Here is a 19,468-nt window from a genome sequence, read left to right on the forward strand (position 1 = left end):
CGAAAAACAAAGCGGCAGCGTTTTTCGAACCAGCTTCAAGCGGCTAAGACGGGTCGATTCAAACGCCGATTTGAGAGTCTCGAACCACGACACTTGCTCGCCGGCCCGGGACCGGATGTCGTGTCCATTCTTGCGATCGATGCCAACCCGAATACCACCAATCAAGTTGCGTTCGAAGTCAACTTTGACGCATCGGTCACCGGTGTGAACCTGCCTTCAACGGGTGACCCTGGCGACTTTCAAATCGAATCCACTGGGCTGACCGATCCATCGTTTGCGTCCTTGACTGGTAGCGGTTCGAGCTATGTCGTGACTTTGAACACAGGCGTCGGTGAGGGCACGTTGAAGCTGAACTTGATCGACGACGATTCGATTCTCGATGGCAATAAACCGTTAGGAGGTTCAGGGACGTCGGGGAACCGCGACGGTTCGTTCCTATCGGGTGAAACGTACACGGTCGACAATGTTGTTCCAACGATCGTGGCAATTCAAGAACAATCGCCCAGTCTGACGAATCAGAATTCGATCGATTTTGTTGTGCAATTTAGCGAGGCCGTTGTCGGGGTAGCCGCTGATGATTTTGAGCTGACCACCACAGGACTCAGTGGGGCATCGATCAGCTCGATTACTGGCAGTGCTGATCACTTCACCGTGTCGGTCAATACCGGCGTCGGTAACGGAACAATCATGTTGTCGGCTGCACCGACGGCAACCATCACGGACCTGGCTGGCAATGCGGTAAGCTCAGCCCAGTCATCCGGCGTCGTTACGATCGATCGCAGCATCGCGACACCATTGACCGCGACGGTGATTGGAAGCGGTTACAGCAGCGCACAGACGGTCCAGTATCAGGTGTCATTTGCTGAACCGATGGTTGGCGTTCAAGCAGAAAACTTTGAACTATTTACCACGGGCCCCGAAAGCACCATCGCGGGAATGTCGGTGACTCAAGTCGATGGCAGCGGCGCGGATTACACGCTGACGTTGGACACTGGCACCGGCGACGGGTTGTTGTACCTTCGCTTCGTGAACCCGTTGTCCAACGTGACCGATTTGGCTGGCAACGTCCCCGAGACGATGGACGCCGGCGGTAGTGTCTGGCAAATCGATCGAACTGCCCCGACAGTGGTCAGCGTGCAACCCGAACAAGTCTCGCCGACAAACTCGGATCTGGTACCGTTCCTGGTCACCTTTAGCGCGCCGATCAACAACTTCTCGACAGCCGACATCGCGATCGTTGCGTCGTCAATGCCGAACCCTTTCGTGCAATCGATTGAGTCGATTTCACCTAGCGAGAAACGTGTGTGGCTTTCGGTTCTCAATTACGAGGGAACCGTCACAGTCAGTTTGTTGGCTGGCCAAACGCTGACGGACCTTGCCGGACATCAACTGGCAGCCGACTCGATCGGTCACCCTGCGTATACGGTGGATACGCGTTTTCCGACGCTTGATTCGAGTTCGTTGGTCGGCGATGCGCCGATCGATTCGGGAACGTTTGCTTTTCAGGTTGTGTTCGATTCGCAAGTTACCGGCGTTGATGTCAGTGACTTTCTGCTTTCAACGCGCGGCGATCTGTCAGCACGCATTGATGCGGTCAGCGGTTCAGGCAATGAGTACTTCGTCACGGGGACCGTTTTGGGTGGCACCGGAACGTTGCAGCTTTTCATCAACGATGACAATACGATTGTCGATGCGATCGGCAACCCTTTCACCGGCGTCGGTGTCGGCCCGGGGTGGGGATCACCGAGTTACGAGGCAACGTTCCAAACGTTTGCTTTGACGGCGACAATCGAGACTGATTCGCTTTCCGAGTCGGCTGGCCCAGCGGCGACCAATGTTGTCGTTTCGCATGACTTGCAAACCGGAGAGGTCGTCGATGTCCTGCTTTCCAGCAGCGACACTAGCGAACTGCAAGTTCCTGCATCCGTGTCGATACCAGCCGGACAACAATCGATCTCGGTTCCGATCGATGTGATTGACGATTCGCTGTTCGATGGTACACAAACGGTCACGGTCACGGCGTCCACGTTAACGGAGTCCTCCGGCGGCCTGGACCGATTCTTTGGTGACGACGGATTTGCGGCGACTGGACTTGGAATGCGAGTCCAACCGCCCACCGCTGCGATCGCGGTCCAGGAGGACGGCAAGATCGTCGCCGTTGCTGAAGATCGCACGCTCAACCAATTCAGCGTGTCGAGAATGCTGCCGGATGGTTCTCCCGATCCGTCATTCGGCACCGGCGGCCTGGCATCGATTGCCATGTCGAACTCCTATCCAGTGCCGACCGCAGTCTTGATTCAACCCGATGGCAAGATTGTTGTCGGTGGGAAGTTCGGATCCGGAACCTTGAGGGCATACGTCGTCCGCTTCAATGCCGATGGCACACCAGACAGTAGTTTCGGAAACGACGGCATTGCGAACGTTTCTGGCGTCAACGGCGTCGGCGTGTCTGATTTAGCTTTCTCAAACGATGGCAGTATCCTTGCTTCACTCCGAATCAGCGGCACCGTCCGTTTGAAGGTACTGCGTGTGACGGCCGATGGTCTGCCAGACACAAGTTTTGGCCCATCAGGAATCCGTACGTTTGACTCGATCAGTTCTACGGGGACGTCGATCAAATCTTTGCCAAACGGTGACTTGCTAATTGCCGGATCGATAAGCGGGGTCACCACCCTCGTCAAAACCAATTCGGAAGGCGTGATCGACGAGTCATTCGGCGAGTCCGGTGTCGCAACCATCGATTTCGCTGATGACTTCTATCTCGATTCAATCGAAATCGATCATGAAAATCGAATCGTGCTCGGCGGGACCGTCGCAGGAACTCTGACGAAGTTCGGTTTGGCAAGGGTGATGCCAGACGGTGCACTTGATTCAACATTCGGACTCAATGGTCTCGTCAGTACCTTTCATTTCGATTCGTTCAGCCACACACTGACGTCGTTCCATATCACTGAAAGCGGCAAGATCGTGTCGTCGGGCTACGCCGGCGGAACAGAAAATTCGATCATTGTTACACGCCACAACGGTGATGGATCGCTCGACCAAAGCTTTACCGGCGACGGATCGCTTGACTATCAAGCCAGCGTCTATTCGGCCCGACGGGCATTCGATTCAGAACTCGATGCCAATGAAAACCTTGTGGTGTTGTCTGGCTGGGGCGATGACTTCCGCGTCGCGCGAATCAATTTGGAACAAGGTTTCATCAGCGCCAAAGATTCAGTAGCTGTCCTGGACGATGAGGCGCCATCTGTAATAGGTCTGTCAACGAGCGACTTATTCCTCGGCGAAGGTCCGTTGGGAAATGGATCGCTTGAGTATCAATTGACGTTTGATACGCCCGTTATTGGAGTGGATTCGAGTGACTTCAGTTTGCTTTCCGGCGGTGTGACTGGCGCTTCGATCGTGTCGATCACGCCAGACGGACTAAGTGATACCTTCACGGTGACCGTCGATGCCGGCCAGGGTGACGGGACCTTACAACTGGTTTTGGATGATGACGACAGCATTGTCGGCGGGAACGAGGTGTCGCTTGGCGGTTCGGGCCTCGATAACGGCAGTTTCACCGACTCAACCGTCGTCACTGTTGTACGCAACCCTGTTCGAACCATCACGGGCGTGATCTTTGACGATCTCAATGACAACGGTGTCCGTGATGTTGGCGAACCGCCCGCCATCTTGGCTGACATCTTCCTGGATATTGATGGCGATGGGAATCGCGATTTAAGCGAACCGCGGCAACGCGTGTTGGCCGACAATCCAGAGCTGCCGGGCGATCAAAGCGGGGTTTTCACTTTCAACGATGTTCCGCTAGGCACGTATGGTCTGGTGGTGGAAGACAACTGGTCAACCTACGTCAGCTCTCCCGATTTTCCCGTGACGGTGGAACTTGGCTATGGTGACGGGCCGCTTGTTGTCGATGTGCCTGCCCAAAAAAATAACACTGCGGTTCGCGGCGTCGTGTTCGAAGACCTGAACCAGAACGGCGTTCAAGACACAGGTGAGCCCGGAATCGAAGGGCAGCGACTTTATCGTGATTCGAACCTCAACCAAGCCTTTGACAGCTACGAATCCAACGCATTCTCGGCATCGGATGGAACCTACGAAATCGCATCGCTTCAATTCGACAACGTTCCTCCAGATTCGGAATTCGCAGTCTTTCGATTCGATCCAAACGACAGTTGGTTTCCCACGACCGATCCGGTCACAACGCGTTACTACGACTCCATCGATCAAGTAGAAGTATTCAATCTCGGGCTTGTCGCAAATCAAACCCAACTCAGTGGGACGGTGTTCGAGGATCAAAACGGGGACGGACTTCGTGACGTTGGCGATGACGGACTTGAAGGATGGATTGTCTTCCTCGATGAAAACCTCAATGGCGTTCGCGATCCGGCGGAACGCTACACCGTCTCCGATGCGGCGACGGGAGCCTATCAATTTGATCGGCTTGATCTCGGCTACCACCGCGTCACGGTTGAACATCGCCCCGGATGGGCGATCACCAGTCAATCGTCACAGCTTGTCGAACTAACCGTTCCTGATTCCCAAGCAGCGGTTGATTTCGCGGCTCATATCAACCTGACGAAAATTTCAGGAACGGTCTATGCCGACGCCAACGGGAACGGCATTCAAGACCAAGGTGAAACGGCGTTCGCCGGCGCGACTGCCTATGTTGATGTGAACAACAACGGACAATTCGATCCCGGTGAGCCTGCGGACACATCAGCGGCTGATGGCAGCTATGAAATTCTCGACGTTCTTCCAGGGCAAACTCGCGTTCGGATACTTCTAGCCCAAGAAGCCGAGGTCACATCACCACGCGTGGAAGAAACGCAGGTTTATGTGATGCACGGTTCAAATCAAATTCAGCAGGTCGACCCGACAACGGGAATTGCACTCCGCGATAACTTCGTGACGGGACCGCTAAAAGATTACGTCGCCGATAGTGCGTTAGCGTTCGATGGCGAATTCCTCTACGCCGCCGGATACTACAACGGCCAATCTCCCGGGATCATCAAAATCGATCCGTTGACGTTCGAAACGGTAGAACAGAAGCGTTTCTACACCTCCAATTCCCCACCGGATGGTGCTGCCGTTATCGGCGACACGTTGTATCTGATGGCATCCATCGACGACACGATCTATGCGTATGACCTCGAAACGCTGTCGCCCCAACGGACGATGCGAATTGATGATCTGAACGCAAATTCCGGCTACAGCTCGGCGGAACTTGATCTGTTTTATTCACTGGGCGAATCTGCTGACGGTACTAACCTGATTGCCCGCAACGCCTCGGACAACGTCTTGGTGATTGATCCACAGACGGGACTGATTCAGAGCGATTTCCCTATCCCTCCGGCCAGCAGGCGCCAGCAAGGACTGGCTGGTGTGAACGGCGAGGTTTACATTACCCATGACGCGCCCAGTTACATTTCGACGCTTGATGGAACTGGCAATGTTTTGCAATCCGAAACGCTGGACTGTATCCCAGGATCTGCCGCGGCTGGGGTTTACATCGATACGTCTCACCGATTGGATCTAAGTCTGGACCAGCAATCCACCGGCAACGATTTTGGGATCGACATCGCGATTCGTACCGTCTCGGGACAGCAATTCCTCGACTCGAATCGCAACGGGATACTTGATCCCGGTGAGTCGCCTCTTGCAGGAATCTTGGTCTATGCGGACTTGAACGAAAACGGATTGCCGGACAGCGCGGAGCCTTCGGCGGTCAGCGGGATCGACGGCAGCTATGTCTTGGAAAACGTTCCCCGTGGCGATCTTTGGATTCGGCGTGATTGGCCTTCGTCGCTTACACCGTCGTCGGTCGAATCGTCCGTTGATTTGGTCATTGCGTCCAATGATGTCAGCGACCCGGCCGACCCCGATCGACGCATCTTGGCGTTGAACCAATACGACCCGATCACGGGAGAATCAATTGGCGTCGTTCAGACCCAAATTGAATCGATTTGGCCGAATCGCACTACCACCGACGGACGCTATCTCTACACGATCGATAACACTCGCAAAGTCCTGATCCAGCTGACACCTCAAGGCGGCTTGGTTCGTGAAATCCCGGTCCCCATGCTCAGCACAGGGGGAATCCCCTACAGCCAAGGTCCTGCCGTGATCAATGACACGGTCTATTGGATCACCGGCTATGAATTCAAAATTCGCACCGTCGATCCGCGCACCGGTGAATTGACGAATGAGCGACCGATAACGATTGCACCCTCCATGCAATCGACGCTGTCATCCGTTCCACCATCTGGAGTCATCACAGAATCTCCAGATGGCAACTTCATTTGGATGTTCGTCAACCAGCAATCCCGCGTGCTGGTTCTCGACCCAACCACTGCCGAGATCATCGGTGATTTTGATTACCCATTCACAGCTCAGACGCTTTGGTCTGCGTCGACATTTAACGACGAAGTCTACCTGCGTAACCAAGAAAGCAATGGTGACATTTGGGTCTTTGACCAAAACCAAACGCTGGTTCGTGAACTTGATACGCCCTACATCGATGGATTTGTTGTCGCCACCTTCGACGAGTTTGGTACACCGATCAGTGGGACAACGGATGTTTTGTTGGATCATGGCTATCTGTCACTCGCCGCAACGATCTCCGGTGTTGTTGGAAACGATACGAATAGCAACGGTGTCATTGAAGCGGGTGAAACCACAGTTGCCGGCGCGACTGTCTTTCTCGATGTCAACGGAAACGGATGGCCAGATAGCGGGGAAGCGTCTGTTGTCACTGGAACTGACGGCGCGTACACGTTCGAAGACATCAGCCCCGGAAGCCATCAAGTCAGCGTGTTACCGCCGGTCGGCTATCGGGCCAGCGATGTTTACACCCCAGAAGGCCGTTTGTTCGGTGTCGAACTCTATCAAGACTCCAACTCACCCACAGGACTTTCGGCTGAATTCTGGGAATTTGATCCGCAAGACGGTGACGTATTGCAGCATGTCTTGACTGACATCCCACTCCGCAACGGTGAAATCAGTTTGGCGTTCGACGGAACCCGGCTGTTATTGGTCGACAACGCGGACGACATGATCTATCAATTGACGACTGATGGGCAACTCATCAGCAGCTTGCATCTTGGGGAACTGATCGAACATCCTCCCATCTCCGGTCCTGCCTACTCCCCAGTCGATGACCTTGGCCCCGCCTTCATCGGTGGCTCCGTGTTCACGGTCCGTCGTGGCGTGTTTGGATCGTTGACGCTCGCAGAATACGACGTCGCAACAAACCAATTCATCGGCGAACGTCCAGTCACGCTCCAATACCCAGTGACTCATGCGGCGGAGGCACCCTATGCCGTCAGTGCAGTGACAGAATCGATCGACGGTCAATCCATTTTGATCGGAACGAGTGATGACCAATGGTTCGATCTTGATCCGGTTACAGCGATCGCTACTTTCGCGCCAGCACCCCAGCCATTGGGGGCACTCGAGGAGATCGGTGCAGCAACCCTTGGCCAAGAGCTTTTCGTCGCCGACACCAACTTCAATGTCAGCGTGTTCAATGATCAATCGCAGTTGCTGCGATCATTCGCGGTGCCCCATCGGCAGTACAGCCTTGCGGCCGGCGAGCATCGCGTTGCCAAAGCGATGGTGAACGCTGGTTCGCAACAAGATTTTTCAGTTGTTTCGACTCGGTCGAACGTCTCTGGAACAGTCTTTGTCGGCGGAGCCCCAGGTGCAGCCGACGTCGAGGTCTACCTTGACCTCAATCAAAACGGGATGCTCGATCAAGGTGAACCGACGCAGATCACGGATCAGACCGGAGCTTACACATTCGGCGACGTGTTGCCGGGCGAGTATGTCGTCAACGTCGTGCCGCCCGAAAACACCGTTGTATCTGCCAACACGAACCCCGTGACAGAATTGTTCGCCTACATCGGGCGGCCTGATGCGAATTCGGTCATTCAGCAACTCGATCCTAAGACAGGCAAAATTCTGAACGAGTTTCCGTCGCCCTATCCACAGGATCAATGGGTCGGATTGGCGGCAGACATGAACTGGTTGTTCCTCGTTCGCAACCACACCTTGGATTTCCTTTCCAAGTCCACCGGCCAGGTCGAACGTTCGATAGCGCTGCCAATTGGATTTGATGACGGTTTAGCCGTGCTTGGAAATCGAGCATTCGTATCGCACTCGGGGACCGACGCAATCGCGGTTGTTGATTTGGCGCGGCAACGGATCGACGCTATTTGGGACCTCAGCGTGATTAACGAGGGCGTCCCCGGCAACTACGACATCGACGGTGTTTTATCCGAATCGGCGAATGGGAATGAATTGCTCGTCGGGCTCAGCTCCGGTGATGTGCTGGCAGTCGATCCTTTTAACGGTTCAATCCGTTCGACCTTCGCGAACATCAACATGGGAAGCGGCGCGGCTGGCGCAGGAGGTGAATGGTTCGAATTCGGATTCTCTCAGAACAATCAATTCGTGGTCTATGACGTGCGGAATGCGTCCGGCGAGATCGTCCGGCGGCTTCCGGTGTTTGGTGAAGGATCACTCGGTGGTCTCGCCGCGATTCGCACCCAGGCAACAACATTTCCGTTGCGGGTGAAAGCCGAAATCGACCAAACAAACGTTGACTTTAATCTCGCCCCGTCAACAAGAACTGTCACAGGCATTCAATTTCTTGATGCCAATGAAAATCAAACTTTCGATGCCGGAGATTCACCTCTCGAAGGGCTCACCGTCTTTGCCGACTACAACGGAAATGGGCATCGTGATGCCGGCGAACCTTTTGCGGTCAGCGACGCGACAGGAGCCTATGCGATCGAAAACGTACCCTTTGGATTTCACATCATCGATACGGAACCCACGCCAGGATCCGTGCCGGTCGCAATCGCTCCGGCTGTTGAATCGATCGTTGGCGTTTCTCGCGTCAACGGACCGACCGATTCGGGATACGTTTTGGAGCTCCTTCGTATTTTCCCGGGCGAATATGGGACCACGATCAACAGTGTCGTGACGGAAACGGAGGTGCTCAGCGCGGAATCGGTGACGCAAATCGGCAATCGTCTGCTGGTTGTCGACAATGGACGGCGCGTGCTACTGCAAGTGGCTTTGGACGGGTCTTTGGTCAGCGAAACCCCGCTTCCACAATACTTCAATGGCGGATTGATTCGAGGGTACAGCTTGGCCGTGATTGACCAGACTCCCTATCTGCTGGGAACTGGGGCGGGCGTATTGATGCGGTTCGACATGTTTACGCAGCAGCTCTATGGAGCTCGCATGATCACCGCATTTGAAGATCCGTCGCAAAGCAATCCTCTCGACTTGTCAACGACGATGACCGAGTCGATTGACGGCAAGTCGCTGGTGGTCTTCTCACGTTTCGACGATCGCGTTTTTGTGATCGACCCAAAGACCGCTCGCATCACTTCGGTGAAGCATGTCCCCGTAACCGATGGCTGGGTCTACAGTGCTGCAATCATCGGTAACCAATATGCCGTCACGGCGCAGTCGTTTGTAAGCGGGCGTCTCATGCTGGACGAAAATTTCGATTTCGTCGAAAGCAGTGATGCATTGTTTTCGAATGGACTAACGGGTGGCAGCTATCTGCAAACCGGAACGCCGCTGTTGGTCAGCGCATTGACGCCAACCGTTCTCAATCAGGCTCATCGTTCGACGCATGGAATCATCGCTGGTGTGGTCAGACGCGATATCAACGGTGACGGAATAGTTGATACGGGAGAAACGGTTGCCGACGCCGTGGTATTCTTGGACACCAATGGCAACGATCTGCAAGACCCAGACGAAGCTTGGACACAAACTGATGCAGGTGGCGGGTACTCGTTTGATAGCCTCTTGCCCGGCGACTATCGCATCCGCGTCGTTTCACCTGATCGCGTCATCGCGTCAGAACCCCGGGTGGAATTGTTTTCGATCGAGCAGCCGACTGGCAGCCCGACCGTCATTCATCAACACGACCCATATTCTGGATCGATTCTACGAACGTTCGATGCACCAGGGATAGACACTTCAAGCCCTGGTTTGGCACTGGATGATCACGGTTTGTACTATTCAACTCGCGAAGGCGTCTGGATGCTTGATCGCATAACGGGAGCGACAAAAGCGTTCATCGAATTGCCGCAAGGGAATCACGGTGGCATGACTGTCCTCGGCGGCGATCTCTATGTCCTTGATCGCTCGCTCGGTACCATCACACGTATCGATGTCGAAGGCGGCTCAGTCGTGCAAACGCTCGATATCGATGCATTGAACCAGGATGTCCAATTCACAAGCGGCAACCTTAGCACGACGCTGGATGGCACGCGTTTGTATACCCGCAATGCATTCGGTGTCGGCTACATCATTGATCCCGAAACCGGAATTGTCGAAGAACGCCTCTCGGTACCATCCGGTGGAGTCGCCTTGGCATCTGCAGCCGGCGAGTTCTATAGCTCTTATCAAAACGCGATCTCGGTAGAAACGCTTACCGGTCTCACCTTGCGTTTCCTAGGTATTGGGTACCAGACCGACGGACTTGCCGCTGATCTTTCTGACGTGGCCTACCATACCGCCAGCGTTTACCCCGACGCGGAATTTGCCAATCTCGATTTTCAACTGGTCGATCAACGCATCGATCCGATAACAACCTTGTCTGGAACGGTTTGGCAAGATGACAACCGTAATGGCAACTTGGATTCAAATGAATTGGGGCTGGCGGGACAGACGGTTTACTTGGACCTCAACGGCGATGGCCTGCTTAATACGAACGAACCCACGCAAACCACCGCGGATGATGATCCTGCGACACCTTGGAACGAACTCGGGACTTATCAATTCACCGAACTAGCTCCTGGGCAGCCGCTCGGTGCCGGCAGCTTGATCGTACGAACCGTCGTTCCGCCCAGTTGGCAATTGACCGCTCCCTCGTCTGGTGATCATGCCGTTTCGCTTTCCTTACCGACGATCAAATCGGGACTCGATTTCGGTCTGGCCCCGCAACACTCGCCCAGTGACATCTTGTTGTCACAGGTTTCGGTCAACGAAAACACGGATACTTCTGCAGCCGACCTGCTGTTCGCGACGCTTTCCGCACTCGATCAAGACCCAAACGACTCCCATACGTTTGAGCTGGTCAGTGGCAATGGTGACGCCGACAACACAGACTTCTTAATCGATGGCAATGGTTTGCGATTCAGGCAAAACACCGTACTGGACTATGAATTCAAGCCGTCTTATTCAATTCGAGTACGCGTGACAGACACCGCCGGTCTGTCGTTTGAAAAAGCCATTCAAGTCGACGTCAACAATCTGATCGAAATTGACAAGGCCGACGTCACGATTAACGACGGCAGCGGTCAACGCTCGCAAGTCCAGTCGGTCACCGTCGAATTCGATACCGACGTGATTTTAGAAGACGGCGCGATCACCGTTCATCGACGGGGCACGAATGGAGGCTTGGTCGGGACGATCATTTCGCCTTCCTCTGGGACCCCAAGCCGAACCTTTGTATTGGCATTTGAAGGAGCGTTTGCCGAATACGGCTCGCTTGTCGATGGCAACTTCGAATTGCGGGTCGACGCGGCAAAGATTGTGTCCGTTGACGGCTTCGGATTAGACGCAAACCGTGACGGGCTCGCCGGCGATGACTTCGTGTTCGGCGATCAGGAAAGCGACCAGTTTTTCCGTTTCTACGGTGACGTCAATGGTGATCGATCGGTCAACGGAACCGACTTCCTATTCTTCCGTGGGACCTATGCAAAGTCCTCAGGGCAACCCGGTTTTGACGATCGCTTTGATTACAATCAGGACGGTACGGTCAACGGAACGGACTACCTATACTTCCGCGGCCAGTACGGAAAAAAACTGTTGTTTTAGTTCTACCCTTCAACGTTATTCACATTCGATTCCCCTCCTTCTAGCCGATAGGCAATTTAAATGTTCCGCGCTTTAACGTTGGTTGGCGTGCTGCTTCTAGGTGCGTCCAATTCACAAGCTGACTTAATCTATGATTTCCGATTTGATCAGTCTTCGTATCAAGCTGAATCCGGTTCTACCATCAGCGTGAGCGTGATCTTTCGCGAGACAGCGACGTTTGGAGAAGAGCTGCGATTTGCATCTTCCGCACTTGGTTTGACGTCCTTCGGCCCCGTCACTCTGACCTACGCGCCGGACGCCCCAGAAGCGAACGTCTTGAATATCGCCAGCAATTCGGACATCGTGATCAACAGTGACTTCACCGATACACTTCCCACGGAGATCAACAATGGAGACTTCTCTGCTGTTTTAGGCGGGTCAACGATTTCCGGTATCAAGATCGCCAACAATGCAATTTCACACGAAATCCTTGTGGGCACGGTGACCTTTCAAGTCGTCGGAAACGCTGGCGAAACGGCGGCCCTAAGTTTGTCGCCCACTACGGAACTTGGCACCGTCTTTTTTGATGACGAGTTTTTCCCTGCCGGACCTGTCAGCTTTGAATCGGCCCAATTCACCGTCACTGCTATCCCTGAACCTTCGTCCTTGTTGGGCCTATCAGCCCTGGGACTATTCGCGGCCTCACGACGCCGGCGTCGTAAGGCGTCATAGTCGATCGACTACATGCCGCGAAACTGAGGTGAGTTCGGCAGTTCTGGCTGGTAACCAACTGTCAGTTCTTGCTGATAGTTGACCGGTTGGAGTGCCGCCGTCGTCGGCGGCATCGCAAGGGGACTGATCGTGGTCAAGTCCACCGCATTGGCCGCGCCCTGCGGAATCACGAACAGGTTTGGATCCCCGCTCAAAATTTGATTGATCGCGTACATTCCGATATCGACTTGCATTTCAAGCGGATCGCCTGCCGCAGGTGTCAATTTAAACCGGACTGTATGTGGAAGCGAACAACCGTGCTCGGCAAAGAACTCGTGGTTCGACGCATGGCTTTCCGCGATCAGCTGTCCCGCCGGCGAGTACACGAATTGGTCGATCACGTGTCCACCGGCCGCATCGATCATATAGATCCGTCGAAACGTTCCAGCAGCCATCGGTACAGCGGTTTGCAAGACTAGCTTGCCGTCGCCAGTGTATTGCAAGGGTTGATCGATTTGATTCGGGTTGATCTGGGCCAAGCCCAACGAATCGATCAGCCAAGTGGGGTCGACCGGCAAGATTGCACGGTTGAGTTGTCTTTGGTATTGGTCATGGCGAGCATAGTAAAGCGTGCGGCTGAAATTCTCGGGGACTTCGAACCAGAACAGATCTTGGTTGCTGCCAATGTCCAACCCCGATCCCATCACGACAGGTAATCGGGCTCTCATTCGGAAATCTCGATCCCGGCGTAGATTCACAGTCGCTGAAAGTTTCGGCAGTGCCGGCATCGACAAGACGTCGACGCTCGCGGTGTTTGTCGAAAGCTCTCGGATCGCACTGGTACGGTTCACCGCCGCAACGATATCGCCAACCACTGGAGAAGTCGTCAATACGGGAGGCGGTGGGGGTAAGGTCAGTACTGCTTCATGTCTCGAACAAGTCGCACCGCCGGAGACAAAGCACACCGCTATCCAGGTCAAGAAGAGAAAGAAACGCATCCTTGCGTTGCGGTCGTACATCGATTCTCTCGAGTGGATAGCTGCAAATGGTGCCAAGTCCGACGAAGACCTGCCGTCCGACCAAGCAATACCAATAATTTGCCTAGCAACGCGACATCAAATTGCACGCAAATCGAATCCACCGGCAGCAAACCATCGTCGCCTTTCACTCCGCCGAAAGTAGCGCTCTCGTATCAAGGCTCCCGCCTCGTCACGCACTGCACCGCACGCTCCCGCCTTCCCAGCCAAATCACCCAACAAACCATTGTCGCCTTTCGCTCCGCCGAAAGCAGCGTCCACGTGACAAGGCTCCCGCCTTGTCACGCCCTGCACCGCAGGCTCCCGCCTGCCGCAGACATGCCCCTTGCGTTTTCCACAAACGTTTGGCCGAAGGCCTCACTCACCGTAGCCTACGGCAACGCCGTAGGACCACGGCTGCCCACAATCACCATTGGCCGAAGGTCAATTTCACTCTTTGCCCATTGCCATCCCCACCAAAACCTCGTGCCAAGGCTCCCGCCTTGTCACGCACTGCACCGCAGGCTCCCGCCGGCCCAACCACAACCGCGTTCCCAGCCACATCACCCAAACCATTGTCGCCTTTCGCTCCGCCGAAAGTAGCGTCCTCGTGACAAGGCTCCCGCCTTGTCACGCACTGCACCGCAGGCTCCCGCCTGCCCCCCCAAAAACCTTCCCAACAAAAAGCCGACAGCCCGCCAACAATCACCGCCGTTTCAAGCGTCTTCCATCTCACTTGCTTCACAGTACAACAATTCGACCAACGCCTCGCTGAGCGACTCGGACTCTTGTTTCCCGATCCGGCACTCCAGCACTTCGATCGTCGTCCCGTCATCGATCACCTCAAGGTGCATGAACTTCAGCCCCTCGGTGTCAGCTGACACATCCGTGCCCGGCGAATCGATCACACGGACGTAGCGACGACGAAGCACCATCAATGCGAGCAAGAAACGCAACTTGGCTCGGTCAGGGTCCGATTCCATTTGCCGCAGCAAGTCGATGAGGACTTCGCGAGGGGCGAGCACCATTTTTCGCTCACCGTTGAGCGGCATTTGGCATTTCCAAAAGCCGACGGAGCCTTCAGGGGGCGTTTCCCAGCTCCGGCCGAATAGTCGCGTCTTTGATAGCCTTTGTCATTGGCGATGACGACGGAGTAATACCATTCGCCTTCGCGGAGTGGGCGTTGCTGGGCAAAACATTGACGACTGCTTCGATTGACTTTGAATTCTTCCACCATGGGGCGTGTTCTAGCAAACCGGAAGCAGGCATTTCCAGAGAGTTCGACCGAGTCTGCTTGCCGCACCAAAATCGTGTCCAAGCCCCCAATCCTCTGCTAGCATTCGCCCCGAGTGAAAACGTGCGAACGCTGAACATGCAATCACTACCCACCCCACCAATGGTCCAGTTAAGCGATATCCAGGGAAAAGACGCACTGAGTGAGGGCGTAATACCCAAATTCCGGTATTATGCGTCACTGAGTTACCGTTAACTAATATCGTTACGTCACAAATCCTATTTGTACGCTGAAGCTGGCGGTCAGACATCCGCCGACCGATGATTCCACAGTATGGTAAGGTTTTCGCAGACCGCATTTTTAAGTCCGATCCTGATGCGGCCATCGATACCTACGGTCCACCTGATTACGTTCCATTTTCTGTCATCTTCTCACCCAACGCAAAGTTTACCGATAGTGATATGCAGCGTATCGGGTGGCTCTTGCGTCGACTCGAATACCTAGACGTTGCCCACACAACACTAGCTGATGCTGGTCTCCGGCGTCTTGTTGAGTCCGAAACGCTAAAGGTCGTCACCGTTCCATTTGGTACTTGCCGAGAAACGTTGCTTTCATTGCTTCGAATTCCATCCCTGCACCGCATCAACATTCCAATTAGCTCGGTACTTCCTGCTGAGTATCGCGAACTCGATTTAAGTATCGGCTGGATAACGGATCACATTTCGATCTATCCGAACCGAAAGCTTGATGTTCGTTGTTTGCTCCCTTCGCACGGCGTTTGGTACAATCTACACAACCGGTCTGGGCGATGATCCCGCAATCGACGTAACAATGCCGTGCACCGAAGGACGGGAGTCGCGGTTTTTGAAGTGGTTAGTTTTTCGTCCGTCCTCGGTGACGGCTACCGTTCCCCGACTGAAGACCTACTGGAGACTCGAACGCAGTGCGAACGCTAGCGATTGGTGACATTCATGGCTGCTACCGTTCGCTCGACGCGCTGGCATCTTTCGCAGCCTTCGAACCTGACGACCGAATCATCACACTTGGCGACTACGTTGACCGTGGCCCTGACTCACAGCGCGTGATCGAATGGTTGCTCGAACGACACTCGACCGGTGGACTGATTCCGCTCCGCGGTAATCACGAGCTCATGATGCTCGCGGCACGCGAATCCGATCGACATCGCGAGGAATGGCTCGCGTGCGGTGGCGATGCTGTCCTGTCCTCTTACTGCACTGATCAACTCGATGACATCCCCGATGATCACTGGCGATTTCTCACAAACTCACTACGGTCGCATTTTTCGACCAGAACTCATTTCTTCGTTCACGCAAATGCGTACGCCGAGATTCCGATCGATGAGCAGCCCGACTTCATGCTCTATTGGGAGTCTTTCGGCCAACCAACGCCACATGAATCTGGTCTAACGATGGTTTGCGGTCACACGCCCCAACGCGATGGTGTCCCACTTTCCGTTGGACACGCGATCTGCATCGATACTTGGGCATGCGGGCGTGGCTGGTTGACCTGTCTTGATGTTGACACTGGTATCTGCTGGCAATCTAATGAATCAGGTTCGACCCGACGCTTCTGGCTCGACGAAGGCCCGGAATAGCGGGGAACCAAGCGATGAACCGAAGTCGCGGAGCTAGCGTTTTTGACAGTTGAATATCAATCGCCGCGACTCGGTTATCGCGACCGTTCGCGCTGGCAGCTCTGACCAATGTCTCATGGTCGTGCCCATCTCTTCTTCGTGTGCTTCGCGAACTTCGTGGTTTAACAGCTCGTCGACGGCATGGATGGAGCGTTCGAATGTCGCCCAGCGGATTTCACGGAGCCTCTGTTTCCTATTGATCGCTCTTGAGGTCACGGTTTGATTGGTGCGCGTTCGACTTGGCCGATGAAGACAATCCAACGCCTGGCAGCCGATTGCAACTACGAGCACCGCGTTGCTGAGCACGAGCACGATTCAAGACAATCCAACGCCTGGCGTTTCGACTGCTAATTCGCTGCAGTTACCCTTCGCAATGCCGATCGGGTAAACTTGTCGGAAGCGGCGAACTGCAAACTGTCGTCGTGGGGAGACCGCGAACCATTTGATGAACGGGAGTTGCGGTGCCACTTTTGGCTGCGGTCAGCTCATCTGGCCGCAACCCCGTTATCAATAACGTTCGCGCTGGGTAGGTGTAACAGCAATGACCGACGCCTGTCTTCAATGCTGCTGATTGGTGTGCAGGAATCATGCCCATCAGATCTCACGGAACCTCTGTTTCCTAGTGATCGCATTTAATGTCACGGTTTGATTGGTGCGCGGTCGACTCGGCCGATAAAGACAAACCGACGCCTGGCAACCGATTGCGACTACGAGCACCGCGTTGCTGAGCACGAGCACGATTCAAGACAATCCGTCGCATGACGTTCCGACTGCTAGTTCGCAACTCGTTACCCTTCGCAATGCCGATCGGGTAAACTTGTCAGCAACGGCGAACTGCGGACTGTCGTCGTGGGGACGCCGCGAACTATTCGTTGCACGCGAAGGCACGGAGTCCACGTCAATCGATTTACTACAAGCTCGTTCGCCGTGCCTCGGTGAACGTCGCCGTTCGCGCGTGTAGTTGTGACCGCAAAGACCGACGCCTGTCTTCAATGCTGCTGATTGGTGCGCTCGAATATCGCCCATCGGAAATCACGAAACCTCAGTTTCCTATTGATCGCAACTGATGTCACGGTTTGATTGGTGCGCGGTCGACTCGGCCGAGGAAGACAATCCGACGCCTGGCAACCGATTGCGATTACGAGCACCGCGTTGCTGAGCACGAGCACGATTGAAGGCAATCCGACGCCTGACGCGCCGACTTCAAATTCGGCACTCGTTACCCTCCGCAATGCCGATCGAGTAAGCTTGTCACCAGCGGCGAGCTTCAAACGGTCGTCGTGGGTAGACCGCGAACCAACCGATGCACGTGAGCCGCCGTATTGTGTTCGATGAAGTGGTCAGTCGTTCGCGGCGGCCACGTGATCGAAATCGTTCCGCATTACATAAGTGAGTGCTTCTTTGTCTGAAAACACAACTGTGATATATCGTGACCGTGACATGCTGGTAGTGCCGATCGCAGGCACGTCCTTCCCTGCAAGGTGTATCAAGTCAAACGCATCAGTATCCAACGCTGACTACAAGGTTGTTCTCGACTTGCTACCGGTACATTTAAAGAAGGAGCCAACCAGTAAGACTGGGAAGGCTGTCGCAACCTTGGCTGCTGGAAAAGCAGGCGGGGCAGTTTTTCAGATTGGCGAAATGGTAGCCAAAAAGAAAAGGATGGAATTTCGAGTTGGCTTGATTGAGCGGCTCAAGAAGCGACGAAAGATGTTCCTGATTGGATCAATCGTGTCGTTGATCGGAGCCCCTGTTGCTGCAGGTGGATTAATGGCGACCATCATTAATATGGCCGAATCGGCCGGACGTCGCCCAGCTGGACAAGAGATGATACCCGTTATCGTCGTCGGCGTGCTATTATTTGTCGTCGGGATCGTGCTGTTTGCAATTTGGAACATGGGAACGCTGCGAATTGTCGTTTCCGATGGAAAATATGTTTGGCTTGGGGGAGCTTCGAAGGAGTTTCGAGATCAATTCCCGGAGTTCGAGTCCACAGACTCCTAAGTAGAACGGAACTTGCGGAACCAGGCGATGCACGTGAGTCGCCGAGTTGACTTAATTGAAGTGGTGAGTCTTTCGCGTCGACCACGTGATCGCAATCGTTCGTCGGACGTATTTGGCGATTAACAATCACGGAGATTCTCCTTGAATCAACCGATAATTGAGACGGATGCCGATTTGCAGCGATTGCAGGACGCGCTCATGTCGTTCATTCGCGACGAAGGCAATTCCGGTATCTCTCGTCTAAGTGTGTTGCTCAAGAAGATCAACGCCGAAGTGGTCAGAAACACATCCGATCGAAATGATGTCGCGTATCTTGTGTGGCGAGATCGGTTAGTTCTCACCGCCGCTTATTACTACGGAATCGGGAATGGGTTCGGCCCGAAGGATTTGTCTACAATAATTGCACGGCTCGACGACATTGGATTTCGTACTCCACGTGATTGGATTTCATTTCGCGGTGAATTGATTGCCGCACTGAGAGCCGAGGGACGTGACCGTGAGGCGGATGTAGTAAAGGTGGAATTCTGCGCGCGGTACGACGACGTGCGAGCGCAGCTTGAAGATGCGATTGAAGACTTTCGTTTGGAATAGTTCCCGAAACCGACGAACCATGGCATGAACCGAAGTTGCGGAGTCAAGGATTTTGAAGTGGTTCGTCAACCGCCGCAACTCGGTTATGCCTACCGTTCGCGCGGGTGGTTGTGACTGCAATAACCGACGCCTGTCAGCAACGCTGCTTAATTCAGCCCATCTGATATCACGTGGCAACTGTTAGCTAATCGCCGCAATTAAGGTTACGGTTTGATAGTTGCTCGAGAACTCGGCCCACTTGATTTCGTAAGACGTCAGATTCCTATTGATCGCAACTGACTTCACGGCTTGATTGTGTTGCTCGAACGACTCCCATCTGAATTCATGGGACAGCAGTTGCCTGTTTATCGCACGTACTTGTTTACCGCACGGTGATGGGCAGAGGCAGCGGCAATGGCGTCGGGCTTGTTAATTGACGATGCAAAAATG

The 19,468-nt window shown here is 54.3% G+C and carries 8 protein-coding genes; 6 read left to right on the top strand and 2 right to left on the bottom strand.

Going from position 1 to position 19,468, the window contains the following annotated elements:
* Nucleotides 1-120: 120 nt before the first annotated feature.
* Both CGZ80_RS02020 and CGZ80_RS02025 read left to right on the top strand, forming a co-directional pair.
* A complete protein-coding gene (locus CGZ80_RS02020; protein ID WP_158222512.1) occupies nt 121-11,850 on the top strand; it encodes an SdrD B-like domain-containing protein in 11,730 nt (3,909 codons plus the stop codon).
* A 60-nt stretch (nt 11,851-11,910) separates the two neighbouring features.
* Nucleotides 11,911-12,561 carry a PEP-CTERM sorting domain-containing protein gene (locus CGZ80_RS02025; RefSeq protein WP_094411099.1) on the top strand — a complete coding sequence of 217 codons (651 nt, stop codon included), beginning with the start codon at nt 11,911-11,913 and terminating at the stop codon, nt 12,559-12,561.
* Nucleotides 12,562-12,569: 8 nt separating this feature from the next.
* Here CGZ80_RS02025 and CGZ80_RS02030 read toward each other — a convergent pair whose 3' ends face one another.
* Complete coding sequence (locus CGZ80_RS02030) at nt 12,570-13,559, bottom strand: hypothetical protein (protein ID WP_143543695.1); 990 nt, start codon at nt 13,557-13,559, stop codon at nt 12,570-12,572.
* Between the two features lie 713 nt (nt 13,560-14,272).
* Nucleotides 14,273-14,608 (bottom strand): hypothetical protein, encoded by a 336-nt coding sequence (locus CGZ80_RS02040; protein ID WP_094411102.1) that lies wholly within the window; start codon nt 14,606-14,608, stop codon nt 14,273-14,275.
* A gap of 502 nt (nt 14,609-15,110) precedes the next feature.
* On the opposite strand from CGZ80_RS02040, the gene CGZ80_RS02050 reads away from it, so the two are divergent.
* The 4 genes from CGZ80_RS02050 (at nt 15,111) to CGZ80_RS02075 (ending at nt 19,039) form a co-directional block, all read left to right on the top strand.
* A complete protein-coding gene (locus CGZ80_RS02050; RefSeq protein WP_094411104.1) occupies nt 15,111-15,602 on the top strand; it encodes a hypothetical protein in 492 nt (163 codons plus the stop codon).
* A gap of 131 nt (nt 15,603-15,733) precedes the next feature.
* Nucleotides 15,734-16,405 (top strand): metallophosphoesterase family protein, encoded by a 672-nt coding sequence (locus tag CGZ80_RS02055; protein WP_094411105.1) that lies wholly within the window; start codon nt 15,734-15,736, stop codon nt 16,403-16,405.
* A gap of 1,428 nt (nt 16,406-17,833) precedes the next feature.
* Nucleotides 17,834-18,448, top strand: coding sequence for a hypothetical protein (locus CGZ80_RS02070; protein ID WP_143543696.1), 615 nt, complete (start codon nt 17,834-17,836; stop codon nt 18,446-18,448).
* A 141-nt stretch (nt 18,449-18,589) separates the two neighbouring features.
* A complete protein-coding gene (locus tag CGZ80_RS02075; protein WP_094411109.1) occupies nt 18,590-19,039 on the top strand; it encodes a hypothetical protein in 450 nt (149 codons plus the stop codon).
* The last annotated feature ends 429 nt before the right edge of the window (nt 19,040-19,468 follow it).

Source organism: Rhodopirellula sp. MGV (assembly GCF_002251265.1).
In the GTDB taxonomy this organism is placed as follows: domain Bacteria; phylum Planctomycetota; class Planctomycetia; order Pirellulales; family Pirellulaceae; genus Stieleria; species Stieleria baltica_A.

Coding starts and splice junctions, on each gene's coding strand:
- CGZ80_RS02030 (WP_143543695.1), bottom strand. CDS start 13,559: ATGTACGACCGCAACGCAAGGATGCGTTTCTTTCTCTTCTTGACCTGG.
- CGZ80_RS02040 (WP_094411102.1), bottom strand. CDS start 14,608: ATGCCGCTCAACGGTGAGCGAAAAATGGTGCTCGCCCCTCGCGAAGTC.
- CGZ80_RS02050 (WP_094411104.1), top strand. CDS start 15,111: ATGATTCCACAGTATGGTAAGGTTTTCGCAGACCGCATTTTTAAGTCC.
- CGZ80_RS02025 (WP_094411099.1), top strand. CDS start 11,911: ATGTTCCGCGCTTTAACGTTGGTTGGCGTGCTGCTTCTAGGTGCGTCC.